The 16,602-nt window shown below is 55.6% G+C and carries 15 protein-coding genes; 7 read left to right on the top strand and 8 right to left on the bottom strand.

What is annotated here, in order from left to right; genetic code table 11:
• Positions 1–159: 159 nt before the first annotated feature.
• Positions 160–423: a hypothetical protein gene (locus RND78_RS23220; protein WP_312732369.1), complete on the bottom strand. Its 264-nt coding sequence runs from the start codon at positions 421–423 to the stop codon at positions 160–162.
• A 249-nt stretch (positions 424–672) separates the two neighbouring features.
• Between RND78_RS23220 and RND78_RS23225 the strand changes: the two genes are divergently transcribed.
• The 3 genes from RND78_RS23225 to RND78_RS23235 all read left to right on the top strand — a co-directional run bounded on the left by RND78_RS23225 (position 673) and on the right by RND78_RS23235 (position 2,597).
• The gene (locus RND78_RS23225; protein WP_312732370.1) at positions 673–1,059 is read left to right on the top strand and encodes a hypothetical protein; all 387 of its coding nucleotides are present in this window, start codon (positions 673–675) and stop codon (positions 1,057–1,059) included.
• A 386-nt stretch (positions 1,060–1,445) separates the two neighbouring features.
• Positions 1,446–1,742: a hypothetical protein gene (locus RND78_RS23230; protein ID WP_312732371.1), complete on the top strand. Its 297-nt coding sequence runs from the start codon at positions 1,446–1,448 to the stop codon at positions 1,740–1,742.
• A 114-nt stretch (positions 1,743–1,856) separates the two neighbouring features.
• Positions 1,857–2,597 carry a hypothetical protein gene (locus tag RND78_RS23235; protein WP_312732372.1) on the top strand — a complete coding sequence of 247 codons (741 nt, stop codon included), beginning with the start codon at positions 1,857–1,859 and terminating at the stop codon, positions 2,595–2,597.
• 34 nt (positions 2,598–2,631) lie between these two features.
• On the opposite strand, the gene RND78_RS23240 is transcribed toward RND78_RS23235, so the two are convergent.
• From RND78_RS23240 to RND78_RS23260, 5 genes are all read right to left on the bottom strand, one after another.
• The gene (locus tag RND78_RS23240; protein WP_312732373.1) at positions 2,632–5,673 is read right to left on the bottom strand and encodes a conjugal transfer protein TraG N-terminal domain-containing protein; all 3,042 of its coding nucleotides are present in this window, start codon (positions 5,671–5,673) and stop codon (positions 2,632–2,634) included.
• Positions 5,673–7,106 (bottom strand): conjugal transfer protein TraH, encoded by a 1,434-nt coding sequence (locus RND78_RS23245; RefSeq protein ID WP_312732374.1) that lies wholly within the window; start codon positions 7,104–7,106, stop codon positions 5,673–5,675. Before RND78_RS23245 ends, RND78_RS23240 begins: the two co-directional genes overlap by 1 nt.
• The gene (gene traF / locus RND78_RS23250) at positions 7,093–8,136 is read right to left on the bottom strand and encodes a conjugal transfer protein TraF (protein WP_312732375.1); all 1,044 of its coding nucleotides are present in this window, start codon (positions 8,134–8,136) and stop codon (positions 7,093–7,095) included. The genes RND78_RS23245 and traF overlap by 14 nt, the downstream gene beginning before the upstream one ends.
• Positions 8,137–8,147: 11 nt before the next feature.
• Positions 8,148–8,678: a hypothetical protein gene (locus tag RND78_RS23255; RefSeq protein WP_312732376.1), complete on the bottom strand. Its 531-nt coding sequence runs from the start codon at positions 8,676–8,678 to the stop codon at positions 8,148–8,150.
• Between the two features lie 392 nt (positions 8,679–9,070).
• Positions 9,071–9,418, bottom strand: a complete 348-nt coding sequence (locus tag RND78_RS23260; RefSeq protein ID WP_312732377.1) for a hypothetical protein — start codon at positions 9,416–9,418, stop codon at positions 9,071–9,073.
• A gap of 212 nt (positions 9,419–9,630) precedes the next feature.
• Between RND78_RS23260 and RND78_RS23265 the strand changes: the two genes are divergently transcribed.
• Complete coding sequence (locus RND78_RS23265) at positions 9,631–11,034, top strand: ISNCY family transposase (protein WP_312732378.1); 1,404 nt, start codon at positions 9,631–9,633, stop codon at positions 11,032–11,034.
• Positions 11,035–11,326: 292 nt separating this feature from the next.
• Here RND78_RS23265 and RND78_RS23270 read toward each other — a convergent pair whose 3' ends face one another.
• The gene (locus RND78_RS23270) at positions 11,327–11,932 is read right to left on the bottom strand and encodes a nucleotidyltransferase domain-containing protein (protein WP_312732379.1); all 606 of its coding nucleotides are present in this window, start codon (positions 11,930–11,932) and stop codon (positions 11,327–11,329) included.
• Between the two features lie 711 nt (positions 11,933–12,643).
• Here RND78_RS23270 and RND78_RS28450 point away from each other — a divergent pair.
• The 3 genes from RND78_RS28450 to RND78_RS23280 all read left to right on the top strand — a co-directional run bounded on the left by RND78_RS28450 (position 12,644) and on the right by RND78_RS23280 (position 15,221).
• Positions 12,644–12,985, top strand: a complete 342-nt coding sequence (locus RND78_RS28450; protein ID WP_409457108.1) for a toll/interleukin-1 receptor domain-containing protein — start codon at positions 12,644–12,646, stop codon at positions 12,983–12,985.
• Entirely contained in the window at positions 12,960–14,078 is a 1,119-nt protein-coding gene (locus tag RND78_RS23275; protein WP_312732380.1) for a hypothetical protein, read from the top strand. The genes RND78_RS28450 and RND78_RS23275 overlap by 26 nt, the downstream gene beginning before the upstream one ends.
• Before the next feature lie 444 nt (positions 14,079–14,522).
• Positions 14,523–15,221 carry a hypothetical protein gene (locus RND78_RS23280; RefSeq protein WP_312732381.1) on the top strand — a complete coding sequence of 233 codons (699 nt, stop codon included), beginning with the start codon at positions 14,523–14,525 and terminating at the stop codon, positions 15,219–15,221.
• 493 nt (positions 15,222–15,714) lie between these two features.
• On the opposite strand, the gene RND78_RS23285 is transcribed toward RND78_RS23280, so the two are convergent.
• On the bottom strand, positions 15,715–16,347 hold the full coding sequence (locus RND78_RS23285) for an SOS response-associated peptidase family protein (protein ID WP_312732382.1): 633 nt from the start codon (positions 16,345–16,347) through the stop codon (positions 15,715–15,717).
• Between the last annotated feature and the right edge of the window lie 255 nt (positions 16,348–16,602).

Consider the following 16,602-nt stretch of genomic DNA (forward strand, 5'->3'; position numbering starts at 1 on the left):
GTGAAGGCGCGGGCTGAGGTCTGGGCAGAGCGAACCCTCTACCTGCCTACCAATGGCCAGCGGTCAGATGTGGAGGAGGGTGATCGGGTACCGCTCAAGACGCCTTCGACGTATCGGCTGGGCGGCATCACCTACGAGTCACCGGCATAACGCCTGCACTCAGATGTGGATCTCGAGTGAGATATCCGTCAGCGTCACAGAGGCAATCCTGGTCGGCCCTGCGGGCATCGGTCGGCCCGGCTCCCTGCCTAGATTAGTCAGGGCTGCCATCATCAGAAAGATCACCGTCACCAAGATCGACAGATCGACCAGATGCTCCCATCGTCGCACCTGGTCAGGCCACCGCTTTCGCAACTGCGCCCTCGCAACGCTCACCACCACTACAAGCAACGCTGCCCATTTGATCTCTTGATTCGTCAGCACACTGGCATCCTTTTGCGGCTTCCACACACCAGCGACAGCGAATAGCTCTGCTGCAGGCAGGCTTTCATCGAAGATCCGAACGTTTCTGGAGGCGCCGCTTTACCCTCGGGCGCTCCGCTAGCGAAGCGTACCCTCCCTAAGTACCTGGCTGCCCATCGACCGCACCGTCCAGCCGACGATCGACCAAAGCAGCTGAAGCAGCGGTACGCCTGGCTATGTGTGTCTGATGGCTATGCCGCCGACCCCGTCATGCGCCAGCCGGGCTACTTCCGCCTGCAGGCGAGCGCGCTGCAAGACGTGTTGATCATCAAGGCACCCGAGCGGCGCATCATCACGAGCTCGAATTACGCAAGAGCGCCCTGGGCGACGTCGCCGCAAACCATCCACGCATTCGATGGAGCGTCACAGCGGATCTCGTTCACCTGGCCTGGCCACACCACCAGCAAACAGAGGGTGCCGGTGTCCACCGTGTATGAGCAGCTGCAGGCGGAGGCTGAGAGTAGGGCGCAGCACCAGGGAGTGCCGATCGAGCAGACGCCCGAGCACCAGGATCTTCGCACCATCGCGAACCTGGCAGACGACCAGGTGAGGATCAAGCACCAGGCCGTGGCGCCACATCCACGCTGCACGCTCTAGTTCGGTGAGCGCGGCGAACATGGGATGCCATCATCAAGGCAAACCTGCCGGTGTTCGTGATCGCCGGCAAAGCCGAGCCGAAGGTCTCGGCCCTGCGCAACGTCGATCGTGGCGCGCGCGGCCGGCAGCGCGGCGATGTGAAGGCGCGCGCTGAGGGTCTGGCCAGAGCGCAACCTCTACCCGCCCACCGGTGGCCAGCGGCCGCAGGACAGCGCCCGACCTGCGCTCCTTACGCCCTCGACCTATCGGCTCGGTGGCATCGCCTATGTGGCCCAGGGCAAGCCAGGCGCTCGCAAGGGGGGATAGCGTCGCGACCCGGTTGCATTTCCACCGCGTCAGATACGTTCTGCTGAGGCACACAGTTTCCCCATCCAGCGGACGATCACATGACCAGCTACAGCTTCAAGAAGCGACCCGGCACCGATCTTAGCGACCCCGAATTTGTGCTTCAGCACCGCGGGAAACCGACACGCGTCCAGATCCAGGACTCATCCAGCTGGGGCGGCGCCTATGCGGTGTCAGTCGATCATCTGGATGACGAGGCCGCGCCCCATCTCCTGTGGGTAGCCCTGTCCATCGCAAGCTTTGCTGAGGCAGCGCGTTTGGCTATCGGCCATTTCGAGGCGAACCTTCTAGTACGCGAACAAGCAACCGCGCCTGGCGCAGAGCCTGGCTCGCCTTAGCGGCGGCCCAGAACACGGAGGGAAGGGCGCATCAGCGGCGCGAACGGCGGCTTAGCGAGCCTTGCGTTTTTGGGACCTGCGATACCATAGGTCTATCGAATCAGGAGGTGCATCATGCATCCGATCATTGCCGGGGAAGTGCGTAGGGCGGAAGCATTGCTGGAAGGTTACCTCGCGTTTCCTCCCGAAAGCATTGAATTGGAGCATATAGACCTCGATCGCCTTCGGCGCCTGCCGCCAAGAATCAAGGCTCCCTTATCTCATTTGCAAATTCTTGTTCAAAAGCGAGATTTGTCTCAACGAGACTTGGCAATTGCGGTAAATCTTGTAGATGAACTAAGCAATCAAGTTTCGAAAGCAGATGTCCACCCGCGGCTAGAAATACTACGCGATATTGATGCAGCACTTTCGAAAAGCAAGCTTTCTCACTTCATGAGATTTGTGGTGGCAATGACTTTGGCAGCGATGGGAATGGTATATTGTCACGTTGGCAACGTAGAAGTTCGGGATGTGTTTTTTATTGGCGGACTGACAGTGCTGATGTTGATTATAGTTAACAGCTATCTAGCGGCAAGACCGTATGGCACTGTGCTGGTATGTGCATTTTCCTTGATTGCCATCGGCGGTAGTCTAGCCGCTTTCATATATGAAGCTCCTGCGAAGATGTCAGGGATATATCTATTAATTTCCGAGTTTATTTTTTTGATTGAACTCATAAAAGGGATAGGCAATCAGCCCACCGATTTCGACGTCAGAAAAACGCCGGTCTACGAGTATACTGCTCATGAGCAATTTCTGTTTACTAAAGACAATGATCATGCGCAGGTAATTCGAAATCTGTCGGGTGAGTCTTAAATAAAAGCCCGCCATATGGCGGGCTTTTATTCTATCAATTCCCTCGCGGCATTGAGTGTAGAGACAATTCACTTTCAGCGTTATCCAAGCGATTGAGGGTCATAACGTCGCCAAGCGTTCCATCGCCGTTATTCGCAACTCCAGCCTGAATCAATTTCTGGTACATCCCGGCAGCCACCTCTTTGTCTATGCGATTATTTTCCACGTAGTTATTCCAGTCTGCCGTGATTTTCTCGTCATTGACTTTGCCTATTTTCGCACCCGCATAGACAGCCGCCTGCTCAGGCTCCAATCCTAATCGTTTCTCGCCATGTTCCTTGTAAGCCTCATAAGATGGCTTCAACCCGGCCCAATCTTTAGCGGTATTGATGATCGCACTCGGATAGACACCTAGGGCCGACTCGTTTCTATTATCTACATCCCTAGCAGTATCGCGGAGTCGACCCTCGGCCCGATGTCTAGCCTCTTTGTTCGCTTGGCCTGCATAGGCCTGAGCGTCGTTCTCTACCGTCGCACCGTGCTTATGAAACGCGGCTCCAACCTGCGCCGTTGCAGCGGGGCCTGAAGCTCGCGCATACCCCGAATCAAATTCACTATTAAAGTTGCCACCTGAAACTTGATGCCCTGCACTACTGGTTTCTTGATCAAGCCTCTCCGTGTTTACACCCTTTATATTCGAATAGTCGCTAGGTTTAAGCTGCCCAGGGCTTGCGTACTCATCATGCGTTGCCGGCGCGCGGGTTAAGGCCCCTAGATCGTTATTCTTAGCTAACGTCAGTAACGCTGCACCAACATCGCGACGATCCGAATCGAGCATGCTCGCATTCTGCGCGACGTTCTCGCGAAACTGTTCCGGGTATTTGTTCATTGCTTCGTTAACCAGCGTATCTGCTTTTCCCTCGCGGATTGCCCTGCCAGCCCACGAGTCAACGGAGATCGTCTCATTCAACCCAGCCGACTTGCTGAATGCTGCAGTCTGCGTGTATGCCTTCTGATCAGAAATGGCCTTTTGCGCACTTCTGCTTAGACTTTCTTGGTCTGATTGCGAAAGGCTCAAACGCTGATTGTTTTGGAAACTTTCAGCCGCTTTGAAGCCTTCAGTCTTGTCGATAGCATTGCGTACCGTTTCACCTAGACCGGCAGCCTTACTTTGAGATTGCGAGGAATCAACCTTCTGAATGGTTGAGTCTATCGACGTTTTCGATGTTTGGCCTACCGCGCTGATGTTTGCACTCAAGGCGCCATTACTCGCGCCTGCTGATCCACTGGCGCCGAGTGTTCTTTGAGCGACTTCCGCGTCAATCTGGTTATTGGTCATTCCTTCAGCGCGTAGCGCCTGGACCTGCTTTTGGAAATCCGCGTTTTGAGAGAGTCCGAAGGTATTTTGAAGCGACCGACCAATCTCCGCTTGCTGAGCGATGCCTTTGGCGTTCTCAAACTGTTTGGCGTAGGTGCTCATCAACTGCTTGCTGAACGCCTCCGATGACTGCTCGGCCTGTACTCGTTGGCTTTGTTCGGTCTGCGTCAGTCCTTGCGAGATAGCGATGCTACCGCGTTGGTTCTCGGACCCCGTTTTCCGCAGACCCTTATCGAAATCGTCGGTCGCATAGGGTGTTGTTTGCAGGCCCGCAGACGGCGTAACGACGTCAGGTGTCACGATCTTCTCGTTGATCTGATCCGTACCGCCGAGGCGCTGTGCCATGCTCGTCAAGGCAAATGCGCTGCCGGAGACCAAGAACATGCTGATCACTGGCACCGAGGATGCCATCAAGCCGGCCACGCCGATCGCGCTGTCCAAGGCAGGCATCATCTGCTTCATCATCTCGAACGACAGCGCATTGCCGTCCGTGACGCTGCTGGTGGTCGCGAGCAGCCCTTCCATCACCGTGCCGGTGTACCAGTTGGTATAGAGATTGACGATGGCCAACATGGGTTGCCACAGCATCATCCAGCACAGCATGGTGATGTACTTGGTGATGAGGTTCATCCCGAAGGTCCCCATCACCAGGAGGAACGCCATCATCGGGGTGATGGCGTAGATGAGGCCTTCGAAGAACGTCAGGAACGGCCGGACGTAGCGCGTGAACATCGAGCCTTCGGCAGCCCACTGAGTGGCTTGCTGCGCCTGGGCCTGGCTGAGCATGATGGCGTAGGCGCCTTGCTGATCCTCGAGGGCCTTCTGTGCCGGCGCCCGCTCGAAGATCGGGAGCAGCACGGAGGCCATGGTGAAGGCACGAGCGTCTGCCACCTGGAGATTCAAGCCGCGCAGCGCGTCGTCCACCCGGGTGGTGACATCGTCACCGGTGACGGTCTTGCCGGGCTTCTGGAACGCGAGCTTTGCCACATCATCCATGATGCCGCTCTGCGTGGAAGCGCTAAGGGCTTTGAGCCGGGTGTGCGCTTCGGAGCAGGTGTAATAGGTACCAACGCCGGTATTGCCCTCGAAGATTTCGGTCCCGTAGACCTGGCTTTCGAACCTCATGGCATCGACGGGGTTGTTGCTTCGCATCAGTGCCCCGTAGGCGGCCACGTTGCGGCCCACCCCGACCAGGGTGCACTCCTTGATATAGGTCATCCACGACCGCACGAAGTCCCCACCGGCCCGGGTGTCGCCCATCACGGACGGCATCGCCAAGGCATTGCGGGTGGCGCCACGCACCTTCATCAAGGTGGTCAGGGGGTCGGCGAATCCATAGGTGGTCATGGCCGGCGTAGAGAAGGCCTGCTCCATCTCCCGGGTCAGCTTGTAGCCAATGTTGGAGACCACGGATCCTACGAACAGCGGTCCGATCGGCACGTTGTCGACGACCACGACTGTGCCGTCATAAACGTCTTCCACGACCGCCCGGCCGGTAGGGCCGTACAGCGCCATGTACAGAATCAGGGCGACGCCCACCTGCTGGAAAGGAATAGCCTGGTTCTTGAATACCGCCTGGAAGCCGAGGAAGAGGGTGCCGATCAACAGACCGACTTTGGCCAACGATTCGATGCTGCCCGATCCCGAGATCATGGCCACGGCGTTGAGGATGCTTTCGAGGTAGGTCGCCGACCCCACTGAGTAGATCGAGAATTCCATTACTGAGCTCCCTGCACAGGTTTTTCGACGTTGATGAATGCCGCCGGTGTGGGCAGCACCTTCATGCGCGCCTCGTAATCGAGCACCAGGTCGTTTTCATTGCCGTAGCGGCTCAGGAGCGCCTGGTGCTCCTGCACCAAGCGGTCCCGTGCGGACCCGATGAACTCCCCCGCGGGCTTGCCTAGCTTGTCGACCATCTTGCCCCGGGTGATCACTGTCTCAGCCGTGTCGATGTAGGACTTCACCAGCGAATACGCGCCTTCGAGCGCGAGCATCTTCGCGTGGGCAGAAACGAAGCCGCGGGCCATCGATTCGCTACCTTGCGACAGGCGCTGGACCATGCCGGCAAAGCCCGGCTTCTGCATCATGTTGAGGATGGCCTGCTCATCGTTGGTGAATGCCCCTGTGTTAGTCGCCCACTTGTTCACGATGCCGACGGAGCCGTTCGAGCCATTGAAGCCTTTGATGATTTTCTCCGCCAAGCCGTCGAAGGCGATCGGGTTGGTACTGGGCGCCAGACACGCCGCTGTGTCCCCGGCACAGGAGTAGATCGGCACCGTCTGGGTCTTCTGCCCCTCGACGATGTCCTGCAGCGAAATGCTGGTCGGCAATATCGGCTTGGTCTCGGGTACCTGCCCCTTGCCATCGGCCGCGTCCACCAGGCCGGTGATGACGACCGAGCCGGTGAAGGACATGATCATCTCGTCGGTCTGCTGCGAGCCGTACTTGAAGAACTGCTGGCTGTTGTACTGCTGCATGGCGCACCAGACGACGTTGCCGGTGTCCTCGCAGCTGACGAAGTTGCCGGCTTTGCTCTTCTCTTCCGTCGGCGACTTCGAGTTGGTGCTGCCGGAGAAGAGAGAGCCGAAGCTGTCAGCGAGGCCCTTCACGGTGTTCCCCGTGGCCGTCTGCATGTTGTCCTTGCCCTCAAAGGCGGAGAACGCATCCGTCACCAGGCCCTGGGCGAGCTGGCAGCTATTGGACATGAGGCCGTTGAGGTCCTGCATCGTCTCCTGCAGGTTGGCGATGGTGTTCTCAACCGTAGGCCCCATGGCCTTAAGCGCCAGCTTGAACGCATAGCCCGACGCTACGCCGACCGAGTTGGAGGCGATGGAGCGCAGCGACTGAACGAACTGCTGCGCGTTGATGAACGAGAAGGAGCCGGCAAACATGTCGATGCCACCGCAGCCGGCCTGGAAGGAGGGCGGCCGGAAGGAGACGACCGGCGCCGTCGCGATCTGATTCCGGATCCGCATCGAGCCGCCACTGACAACGCCTCGGGTTGCCGTCTGGTACATGCCCGGGTCGGTACTGTTGGACATCGAGTTGAACATCAAGTCCAGCTGGCTCTCGATGTTGGCATGGGCGCCCAGGGGCGCGAGGGCCACAACCAGCACGGCTGCGCACAACGACTGCTTACTACTGCGCCTCATGGGGCACCTCTCCATCTATGGTCTTGCGGGCGAGCTTGCGGCGCATGCTCTCAACGAATGCGGCGGGGTCCTGGTCGATCTGGTCCTGGCTGAGCCCGTCGTTGTCCTCAAGGGTCAGCAGGCCGTTGTCGAAGAAGGGCTGCGTGGAGGCGAAGGTCTTCTGGTCGATGAGCGAGGCTTCGCGCGCAGCGATCAGGACCCGGTTGAACAGCACGTCCAAGGTGATGGCGCCGTAGCCGACGATTTCGGTGCGGCCCGGCGGGATCGCCAGGGCGAGGGCAGGGGCCTGATAGACCTCGAGCTTCTTGGCCTGGCCATCGTCCGTGCGGTAATTCGGGAACAGCCCATTGTCGAGGGGCGCGCCATCCAGCGAGACCGGGATGATCCGGATGCCGGTGGCCGCGGTAAGGGACTGCAGCACGGCTGCCTGCTCAGCGCAGAGCACGCAGTTGCCCTTGAAGAAGAAGAACAGGCCGACCTTGTTGGCCAGGCCCTTGAGCACCTGGTCCCGGTTGTTCGACACCTCCCGATTGAGCGCATTGGCCGCATAGGTGGCCACCGGACGCCGGCTGTCCTCGTCCAAGAACGGGTCACGCATGATCACCTGGCTGGAGCGCTCGGAGAATTTGGACGATTTGTCCATCATCACGCGCTGCAGGTAGTAGTAGGCCTGCACATTGGCATCGGTCGGATTGTCGATCGCGCGATCGCGGTACTTGGGCAGGTTGTCGCGGATCCACGCGACGCTGAACAGCTCGGGGCCAGGAGCCGCTGCAGGCGCCGCCGGCGGCTCGGCTTTTTGCATCGGCGCAGGTGGCGGTGCAGGAGGGAGCGGGGCTTTTACCTCGAGCTCCGGCTCGTCCTCGGGCGGGTCCTTGTACCAGAACCAACCTTCGGCCTTACCGCGATAGAAGCTCTCGCTACCAGGTGCAGCGAAAGAATCTTTCGCTGCCTCAGCCACGCTCTCCGCTGCGACGGCCCCACTTATAGGTGCAATCGACCAAAGCGTGGCAGCCAGCGTTAACGACACGAATGAGCGCCTCATTCGAGGCGGTCCAGATACAGAGCAACTGCCTCGGTCGTATAGACCCACCGGGCTCCGCGCTTGCGCCGGTGCCGGGCAATGGCGGTCACCCAGGGCAGTTGCTGGTAGGAGGCATTGCCGATCTTCTTGCTGACATAGTTCAAGCGGTAGCCCAGCGCTTTTGCTGCCTGCTCTACCGTCATTGCTTTTCCGTATGCCTCGAGTAACGGCGGTAGGTTTTTGGAAAAGCCGCTATCCGGCTCGATCGATGCTCGCTGGCTTTCCAGGAACGCTGCGACCCCACAGGTGGCATAGACCCAAACAAGGCCCTGCCGGCGCCGGTGTGGCGCGATCGACATCACCCAGGGCAGATGCTGGTACTTGGCGCAGCCGATCTTCTTGCGTACGTAGCCGGCGCTATACTCGAGCTCAACTGCAATTTGCTCCGGCGTCATCACCTCGCCGTAGGTTTCCAGCAGCGCTGGCAGGCAGGAGGTAGGGGAGAAAGGAGGGCTGACGGCTACCGAAGTAGCTAACGTAGGGGTCATGTGCGCATCCAGACTAGAGAGTCGATGGGCACAACGTTATTCAGCAACGAGCAGGTTCTGTACCCGATTCACTCCCTTCCCGGGTATGAATAAGCACTAGACGAGCGTAAGCGGCGACTCACATCGACGAATAGTGGTCGGTGGCGATCAGGGGTGTACGGTAACGTTGAGTGATAGATCAGGCACAAAAAAGCCCTCAAACGAGGGCTCATTTAGCAGAAAACGGTTACATCAGAAAATGTACGAGCGTAGCTGCCGCGGCCGCTGTGATGGCACCGCCTACGAACGGAAACACTTTCCAAAACGGCCGACCCATACGCTCACTGTCCCGGTCAACCTGCTCAAGGGTTGCCGACACGTCAGCGCGGATCTTAGCAATGCCGTTCAGATAGTCAGCGCGAGCTTTGACCTGATCCGGCGTCAGGTGCGGGCGCTGCGATTGGGGCTGAGCGTTCATACGATACTCCTAGGGAGGGCAGTGCCTCCGGTGCCTTCTTGAAGGCCGCGTATGCAGCGATGATAGCACCGAACGCTGCGAGTGTAAGGGTGAACCATTTCCGCCTTGGCTCGAAGGGCAAATCCCTCACCTCGAGCTTGAGCTTCTTGATCTCAAGCTGAGTTTTCTCAATGGTCAATTGCGCCTGGATCTCGGCCAGCTCTTCAGCAGTGAAGAGCCCGCCGGTTAGCGGCGGATCAGGGGGCGTGGTCGACTCTGGCAACGGTCCCTGCGTGTTGGACATGGCACTACCTTGGTTGATCGATAGGAGAGGACAGGCGGTATGGTTGACGAGCGCGCCAGCCAAAGCAGCGAAAGTTATTTAACATAACAAAGATTATGCGTAGTGAAAATGTTACGGCCATTTAGTAATGTCGCGATCCAGCCAAATAGAAATGTCCCGATCACACCAAGCGGCTAGCCTACCGGCTTTGCAGCCGATGCGGAGCGATTGGGATGTCAGCCTACGAGCGGATCACGATGAGCCTACGCGAAGTCGATCGCCTCAAGGTCATCCAGGCGGTGACCGAAGGTTTCTTCACGCCTACGCGCGCCGCCCAGCGCTTGCAACTGAGCACGCGACAGGTTCACCGCCTGATGCAGCGTTACCGGGACGCCGGCGTTTCGGGCCTGACCTCACGTAAGCGCGGCCAGCCGAGCAATCATCAGCTGCGGCCTAGCCTTGAGCGGCGCGCCGCGAACCTAATCCGCGCGCACTATCAGGATTTCGGACCTACGCTCGCAACCGAGAAGCTGGCCGAGTGCCACGGCCTGCGTCTGGCTAAGGAAACGATCAGGCGGATCATGATTGATGCGGGATTATGGACGCCTCGTCGGCAGCGACCACCCAAGGTATACCAGCCACGTAATCGCCGAGCCTGCCTGGGCGAGCTGATCCAGATCGATGGCAGCGATCATCGCTGGTTCGAGGACAGAGCTCCGGCATGCACCCTGCTGGTCTACATCGATGACGCCACCAGTCGGCTGATGCATCTGGCATTCACCCGTAGTGAGTCGACCTTCAGCTACTTTCAGGCTACCAAGGCCTACCTGGAGCAACACGGTAAGCCATTGGCGCTCTATAGCGACAAGGCTAGTGTGTTCCGAGTCAACAGCAAGGACGCCCAGGGCGGCGCTGGCCACACGCACTTCGCCAGGGCCATGTTCGAGCTGAATATCGATACCTTCTGCGCTAACTCCAGCCAGGCTAAGGGGCGTGTCGAGCGTGCTCATCTCACCTTGCAGGATCGCCTGGTCAAGGAACTGCGACTACGAAACATCAGCACCGTCGAAGCCGCCAATGCTTATCTGCCGCTCTTCATCGCCGATTACAATCGTCGCTTCGGCAAACCGGCCCGTTCGGACTTCGATGCTCACCGCCCGGTACGTGACGATGAAGATCTATCGTTGATCCTCACCTGGCGCGAGCCCCGGCGAGTCTCGAAAAGACTAACCCTGCAATACGACAAACGCCTTTACCTGATCCATGACACCCCGCAGACGCGTGGCCTGGCTGGCCACTACGTGGACATCTATCACTATCCATGCGGGCGCATAGAGATCAGATCGGAAGGCGTTCCCCTGCCCTTTGGCGTTTTCGATCAACTGCCCGAGGTTAACCAGGGCGCTATCGTCGATAACAAGCGGCTGGGGCACGTCCTACAGGTCGCGCAGCGGATGCAAGAGCAGCGGGATAGCCGTCGCTCCCAGGCGGTACCGGGCAATCCGAAGCCAACCAAAGCGCAACGCCAGGAGCCGCCGAAGAAGAAGGCAAAAGAGTTCATGCCAGAGGACATCCTAGCTGCCCTGCAGCAAAGCCCACTGTCAAAGAAGAGGACACGCCATACGCCAGTCGATTAGCACTGAAGGGCTCAGTGCCTTAGTGGCACCTGGGGCGATAGGCGATGCGCGAACTGTTCCAAGTCCCGAAGGACACGGTTGGCAGCTTCAGGTGCGCTTCAGCAAAGAAAGCCGACATTTTACTCTAAGATCCAGGCGCGAACCAGTGAGAGTGTTCCGGTCTTTGGACGCGCTCTACCGGTATGCGCTGAGTATTGGGACACATGGATTTATCGTTGCTAATCGCGGCCGCTTGTAGTTGAACATGCCTTCTTAATCTGGAAATAGTGCAATCTTTCCACCAATCACATAGCTATAGCTCTTTCAGCCACAAATGATCAGGATGCAGCTGAGTCAAATAATGCCTTAACCAAGCACGCTCGCTGCCAGGTAGCTTTGGAACCACCTTATTGAAGTCATCTACATCCTTGCCACGAAGATGTTTCGCTTTGAATAGCAAAATCGCCGCAGGCCGGAGATATGGGATGCCATCTCTATCGCGGAAAACCATTTCTGTGCGCGAGGCTCGGATTGAGTGGTCTCTTTTGTAGATCCAGGTTTCACTGGTTCCTGGCTCTATCATCATGTCAACCCGCCACGATAGATCCCTTGTGTCCAAGCACCACAGCTGCTGAACGCCCGGCGTCGGGGGCTGGTCAGGAGGGAGAAAGGTCAACTCGCCGTCATGTACGACATACAGCTCATGATCGTAGAGCACCTGCTGAAATGCCCAGAAATCTTGGCGCAATATCGTAAATTCTAGGTCCTCGTGATTACGGGTCTGCTCACCGAGCCATAGGTCGAGTGCCCAGCCTCCGACAATGCACCATGGATGATTTACATTGCTAAGCCGACTTGCCAATTCTGATGGTTTCCAGGAGTTCCAACGGTCTGAGTCAAGCGGCTTATAATCTCTCATTGTTAACACTCCCAATGCCCTCAACTAATATTGATCTGTATATCGCAATATTCGTTCCAACATCTAGATGTGGGCTGTTATGGCTTGAGTAGGGGTTTAGAGCTCAACAGCTAAATTAGCATAACCTAAGACAAGGTCCTTTACGCCACTCTCGAATCTGGTGTGGCCGCAGACCCTTCCGAATTTATCGGAAACATATTTTTTCAGCGATTTGATACGGACATTTTTACTTGGTCAGCAGAGCGACATCTCTACTTAGCCTTGACAACTAAAATGAACAGAACCTATCGTGCTAGCTGCTCCGGAATCTATAGGCTACCATGCCATACCAAAGCCCTACCAAAGAAAAACATGAGGAGCCGTACCACGAGCGGATCTGTTTTAACGTGCGGATATCGTGGGGTCATACCAATGCCTCATGGCTTCGCCCAAAATTGACTACGGCTGCTCCAAAAGCCTGCTTTTGATCGTATCCGGCGAAAGCTTCGCTCTGTCCTATGACGCGATAGTACTACTGCACCTCGGTCTGAGCATGCAGTCAAATAACGCGCTTTGGATTGTAATTTTCGCCACTCTGATGAATTTTACGGCCATGGGATTTTGGATAGTCGAACGCCATATCAAGGCCGCGCTGTATTCCAGCGTAACTTTGGGAAACATCAAAGATAAATGTAGATGAAAAACTAACCAGTCTGGTTTAGGGGGAATTAAATGGGCGAGAAAGTCAGTCCTAAGCTTTTCATCTCGTACAGTTGGTCATCGCTAGATCACGAACAATGGGTTGCTGACCTAGCTATCCAATTAGCCCACCACGGCGTGCATGTCCTATTTGACAAATGGGATCTTAGGGAGGGAGACAGCACACATGCGTTCATGGAGCGTATGGTGACAGATCCAGATGTTAAAAAGGTTATTATGATCTGCGATAGTTCCTACGCAGAAAAGGCTGACAAGCGAGCCGCAGGCGTAGGTACGGAGACACAGATTATTTCTCGAAGCATTTATGATAATGAGGATCCAGGAAAGTTTGCAGCAGTCCTTGCCAGCTCGTAATGAGCACGGAAACCCTTATCTACCCACTTATTATAAGGGAAGAATTTACATCGATCTGAGCGATCACGGTAGATACGCTGAAAACTTCGAAAAACTTCTACGCTGGATATACGACAAACCATTACATAAGCGTCCCGAAATTGGTCCACCCCCAGCGTTCTTACAGCAAACGGAATCCATCGATGTCGGAACAAACATCGCGTTCCGCAGAGCGATAGAAGCTGTTAGAGGAGGACGTGAGCATGCTTACGGCGCAATCGACGAATACCTTGGAGCGTTAGCTTTGGGTATACAGAAATTTCGCATAAGCTTTGAGAACCAAGAAAGTTTCGAAGAAAGATTCCTTGAGAGTATAGAAGCGGCCTATATCTATGAAGTTGAATTTCTAAACTTGATAGAAGCGATGGCACAGTACTTTGAGAGACTGGAAAAGCCCAATTCTGTACACCGTTTTTTTGAGAGAATAGCTGCATATTGCTATCCTGACGAAAATACCAATAGCTACCGAGATGTAGAGTTTGACAACTATAAATTTATTGTTCACGAATTGTTTGTTTCAACCATCGCAATTCTTATCAAGCACGAAAGGTTTTTATGTGCATCATACCTATTAGAGACCCCTTATTATGTGCCGAAAGCCGGTACTATCGGAGAAAAGTCAGCTCAGCACTATAGAGTCTTGTTTCGAGACTCCGGAATCCTTGAACATCGTAATCGAAGGCTAAAACTAGGCCGCACATCGTTGCAAGCAGACCTGATCAAAGACAGATCCACAAGAGGCCCCATTGAATTCAGAAATATAATGCAGGCTGATTTCGTGCTTTATCTTTATGGCGCAGCCAAAAACTTCTGGTGGTATCCACTTACCCTATCACATCTCAACTTTCATGCGCCTGAGTTCGAAATTTTTGCCCGAGCATCATCTTCAAAATATTTTGAAGATATCCTGCCTATCATTGGAGTTTCAAACAAACCCGAATTGGACAGCATCGTTGAACGTTTCAAGAGTAATGAAATACAACGCCCGAAATGGTCGTGGAGTTCAATTGACCCGGTGCGCCTAATGGGGCATGAGCAGTTGTGCACCAGATGAGAAAAATTGTGGATACTATTCCTAAATCCATCTCCACGATGCAAAGTATGCTCAGGCTGAGAACGAATGCCGTCCCATCGATTTTGCCATACGAATGCTCATACCTCAGAATCGTAGATAGCAAGGCATCGATCATAAGCCTATCATCGCCGCGACGAACAATTCCTTCATTTTTTACGGTGGGCTCATGTCTTCCCCGGCACAGTATAATTGATGAGCCACATCAAATCGGAGATATAAAGGAAGAAAATGCAGTGGTTTAATAGTATATATAAAATAACGCTTGTGCCATATCGCTTTTATTTCGCTGCGCTTCTAACATTCTTTTCGGGAGCGATATTGTCAAGACTAATAGGTGAGATTGTACTAGAGGTCGCAAGCACCCTAGCATACGCGCTGATAATTTTAGGGTTCATAGTCTGGTGCCTTCCAGGCGCTAGATGGATGAAAGCTATGTGGGATCGCCCATTCGGGAAAACACCCATCGTGCTGCTGCATGTTTTCGTTTTAATCTTAGCCACTAGCCTAGCTCGTATCTTAACTTCGCATGCGCTCGGGTTACCGCCGCAGTCTTTTGATGTGACAGTTAGCTTGTTAGCAATTTTCTTCTACATTCCGGCGTTGATAGCTGTGGCCTCTGTATTATCAGTATTACTTGGAATCATACTGGCTGTTGCTGTCATGATTAGGACAGCGGTGTCAGGCTCGATTCAAATGCTAGCTCCCCTACTTAAAATAGTTGGGCTAAATATCTCACTTAAACGTAATTCTGTAGTGGATTTTTTTCATTCCGCAGGAGCGATAGCGACCGGACTAGTTTTGATCACAGCCTACTCTTTTTTGACGGAAACGTATCAACCCTGGCTTTTTTCAGCGATAAGATTTATTGCTGTTAAAGCTGACTTTTACCCTGCCGCAAACTATCCAGGGACGATCCCAGGTGAAAGAATACATCCACTGGAAAACGGATACGTAGCGTATGCCACACTAGCGAGTGGCAAAAAACTTGTTATTGGCGTGAGATCGCAAGCCGAAGAAGTCTATGATAGATTGCTTCCTCCACCAGTCGCTACAACAAATGACATAGCGCTTCCTTTTTTTAAGATAGAGAGTAAAGAAGTATTGCTGAAGGAGCAGGAATAATCCATCACAAAGTGAGTACGACCTCTGGCAAGCGAACGCTGAATTCTTTAAGGGCAACCTCGCTTCAGGCTAGCGCGGCAGACCCGAAAGTCCTCTTGCGAAGGCTTGTCAGCAATCTAAAGGACGAAAAGGCAGCGAGACCGGGAAGGCTTATGAAATCAGCCTGTGTAGTAGAACGACCGCGCTGGCTGTACCGAACACAATTCCAAATGCGACGAAGATGGGAAGCCAGAAATACTCGGCCGATCGCCAGGCTGGTTTGGAGAGCATTTCTAGGTTCCTCCGGTTTATTTCGGCCGTATCCCTCATGGATTGGACGATCATCTGCTGCATCTCTACCTGAAGACGCCGGGACTCAAGCTCCAGGTTCTCTCTCTCGCTCATGATCAAATCTCGCTGACTCGCCTGCGCACTCACGGTAATGCTACCCCTTCCCAAACAAACCGGCACTGCATCACTCGCAGCGCCGGTGGACACGAGACGCTGGGAGTGCTCAAGCCGCCTGGAGGCGGTCCGGAGGATACTGGCGCAGGAAGCCAGTCGAGGCTTCGGCCGGCGCCATCAGCCAGTCCTTGATCGAGCCATTCGGCAGTATGGCCAGCATGCGCTTCTCGTCTTCCGGCCGGTGGTAGTTCTTCATGAAAGGGTGATCGTCAGCGTTGACGGTTAGCATGGTGAAGCTGAAGCGCCCCTTGCCGTCTGGATCGCTCCATTCCTCCCATAGCCCGGCAATCGCCATCAGGCCGCCGTCGGTTCGCTCGATCCGCGTGGGCACCGCCTTTCCGCTGCGCCAGTCTGGCTCATAGATCGCCGCAGCAGGAATGATGCAGTGCTGGGCCCTCTTCCAGGCCGTGCGAAAGGAGTTCTTCGTGGCGGCCGTTTCCGAGCGGCAGTTGTAGGTGCTGCGCCCGAGCTTCCTGTCCTTTGCCCATCCAGGCAGCAAGCCGAACTGGGCTACCGAGATGTGGTACTCCGGTGCGCCGTCCTCCTGCGCCTCGGCTGAGTTCAGCCGAACGAAGGGGCCCATGTAAAGGGGCCAGAGTTCGCCCTGGTATTGCTCGTCGATGGGCGCGCCGAACGCGCTCTTCAGCCGCGCCGGCGTCGGCGCCTCATAATGACTGCACATGCCCTATCGCCTCCGGGAAAGTCCACCTGGTGCCGCTGGCCTTTCTGCCGCGCCACACCATTTGACCTGCCGACCGCGCCGCGTTCCGGCTTGGCAGCCCAGGTCTTGCAGGTACCCTCGCCGAGGGCCGGCTGGCTTTGGGTAAACGTCCTGCCGGCGGCAGGGCAGACACAGGAGAGCGTCACCGTGTTGGGTACAATAGGGGGGTGAGAACTGCAGTCATACTGCGGCACCTCACTCAGATGCTGGCGCCAG

The sequence above is a fragment of the Pseudomonas oryzihabitans genome (genome assembly GCF_032027545.1).
Classification (GTDB): domain Bacteria; phylum Pseudomonadota; class Gammaproteobacteria; order Pseudomonadales; family Pseudomonadaceae; genus Chryseomonas; species Chryseomonas oryzihabitans_F.

Excerpts from the sequence above, each read along its gene's own strand:
- RND78_RS23230 (WP_312732371.1), top strand. The coding sequence starts at position 1,446 with ATGACCAGCTACAGCTTCAAGAAGCGACCCGGCACCGATCTTAGCGAC.
- RND78_RS23265 (WP_312732378.1), top strand. The coding sequence starts at position 9,631 with ATGTCAGCCTACGAGCGGATCACGATGAGCCTACGCGAAGTCGATCGC.
- RND78_RS23245 (WP_312732374.1), bottom strand. The coding sequence starts at position 7,106 with ATGAGGCGCAGTAGTAAGCAGTCGTTGTGCGCAGCCGTGCTGGTTGTG.
- RND78_RS23280 (WP_312732381.1), top strand. The coding sequence starts at position 14,523 with ATGAAAGCTATGTGGGATCGCCCATTCGGGAAAACACCCATCGTGCTG.
- RND78_RS23260 (WP_312732377.1), bottom strand. The coding sequence starts at position 9,418 with ATGTCCAACACGCAGGGACCGTTGCCAGAGTCGACCACGCCCCCTGAT.
- RND78_RS23270 (WP_312732379.1), bottom strand. The coding sequence starts at position 11,932 with ATGAGAGATTATAAGCCGCTTGACTCAGACCGTTGGAACTCCTGGAAA.
- RND78_RS23240 (WP_312732373.1), bottom strand. The coding sequence starts at position 5,673 with ATGGAATTCTCGATCTACTCAGTGGGGTCGGCGACCTACCTCGAAAGC.
- RND78_RS23225 (WP_312732370.1), top strand. The coding sequence starts at position 673 with ATGCGCCAGCCGGGCTACTTCCGCCTGCAGGCGAGCGCGCTGCAAGAC.
- RND78_RS28450 (WP_409457108.1), top strand. The coding sequence starts at position 12,644 with ATGGGCGAGAAAGTCAGTCCTAAGCTTTTCATCTCGTACAGTTGGTCA.
- RND78_RS23255 (WP_312732376.1), bottom strand. The coding sequence starts at position 8,678 with ATGACCCCTACGTTAGCTACTTCGGTAGCCGTCAGCCCTCCTTTCTCC.
- RND78_RS23285 (WP_312732382.1), bottom strand. The coding sequence starts at position 16,347 with ATGTGCAGTCATTATGAGGCGCCGACGCCGGCGCGGCTGAAGAGCGCG.
- RND78_RS23235 (WP_312732372.1), top strand. The coding sequence starts at position 1,857 with ATGCATCCGATCATTGCCGGGGAAGTGCGTAGGGCGGAAGCATTGCTG.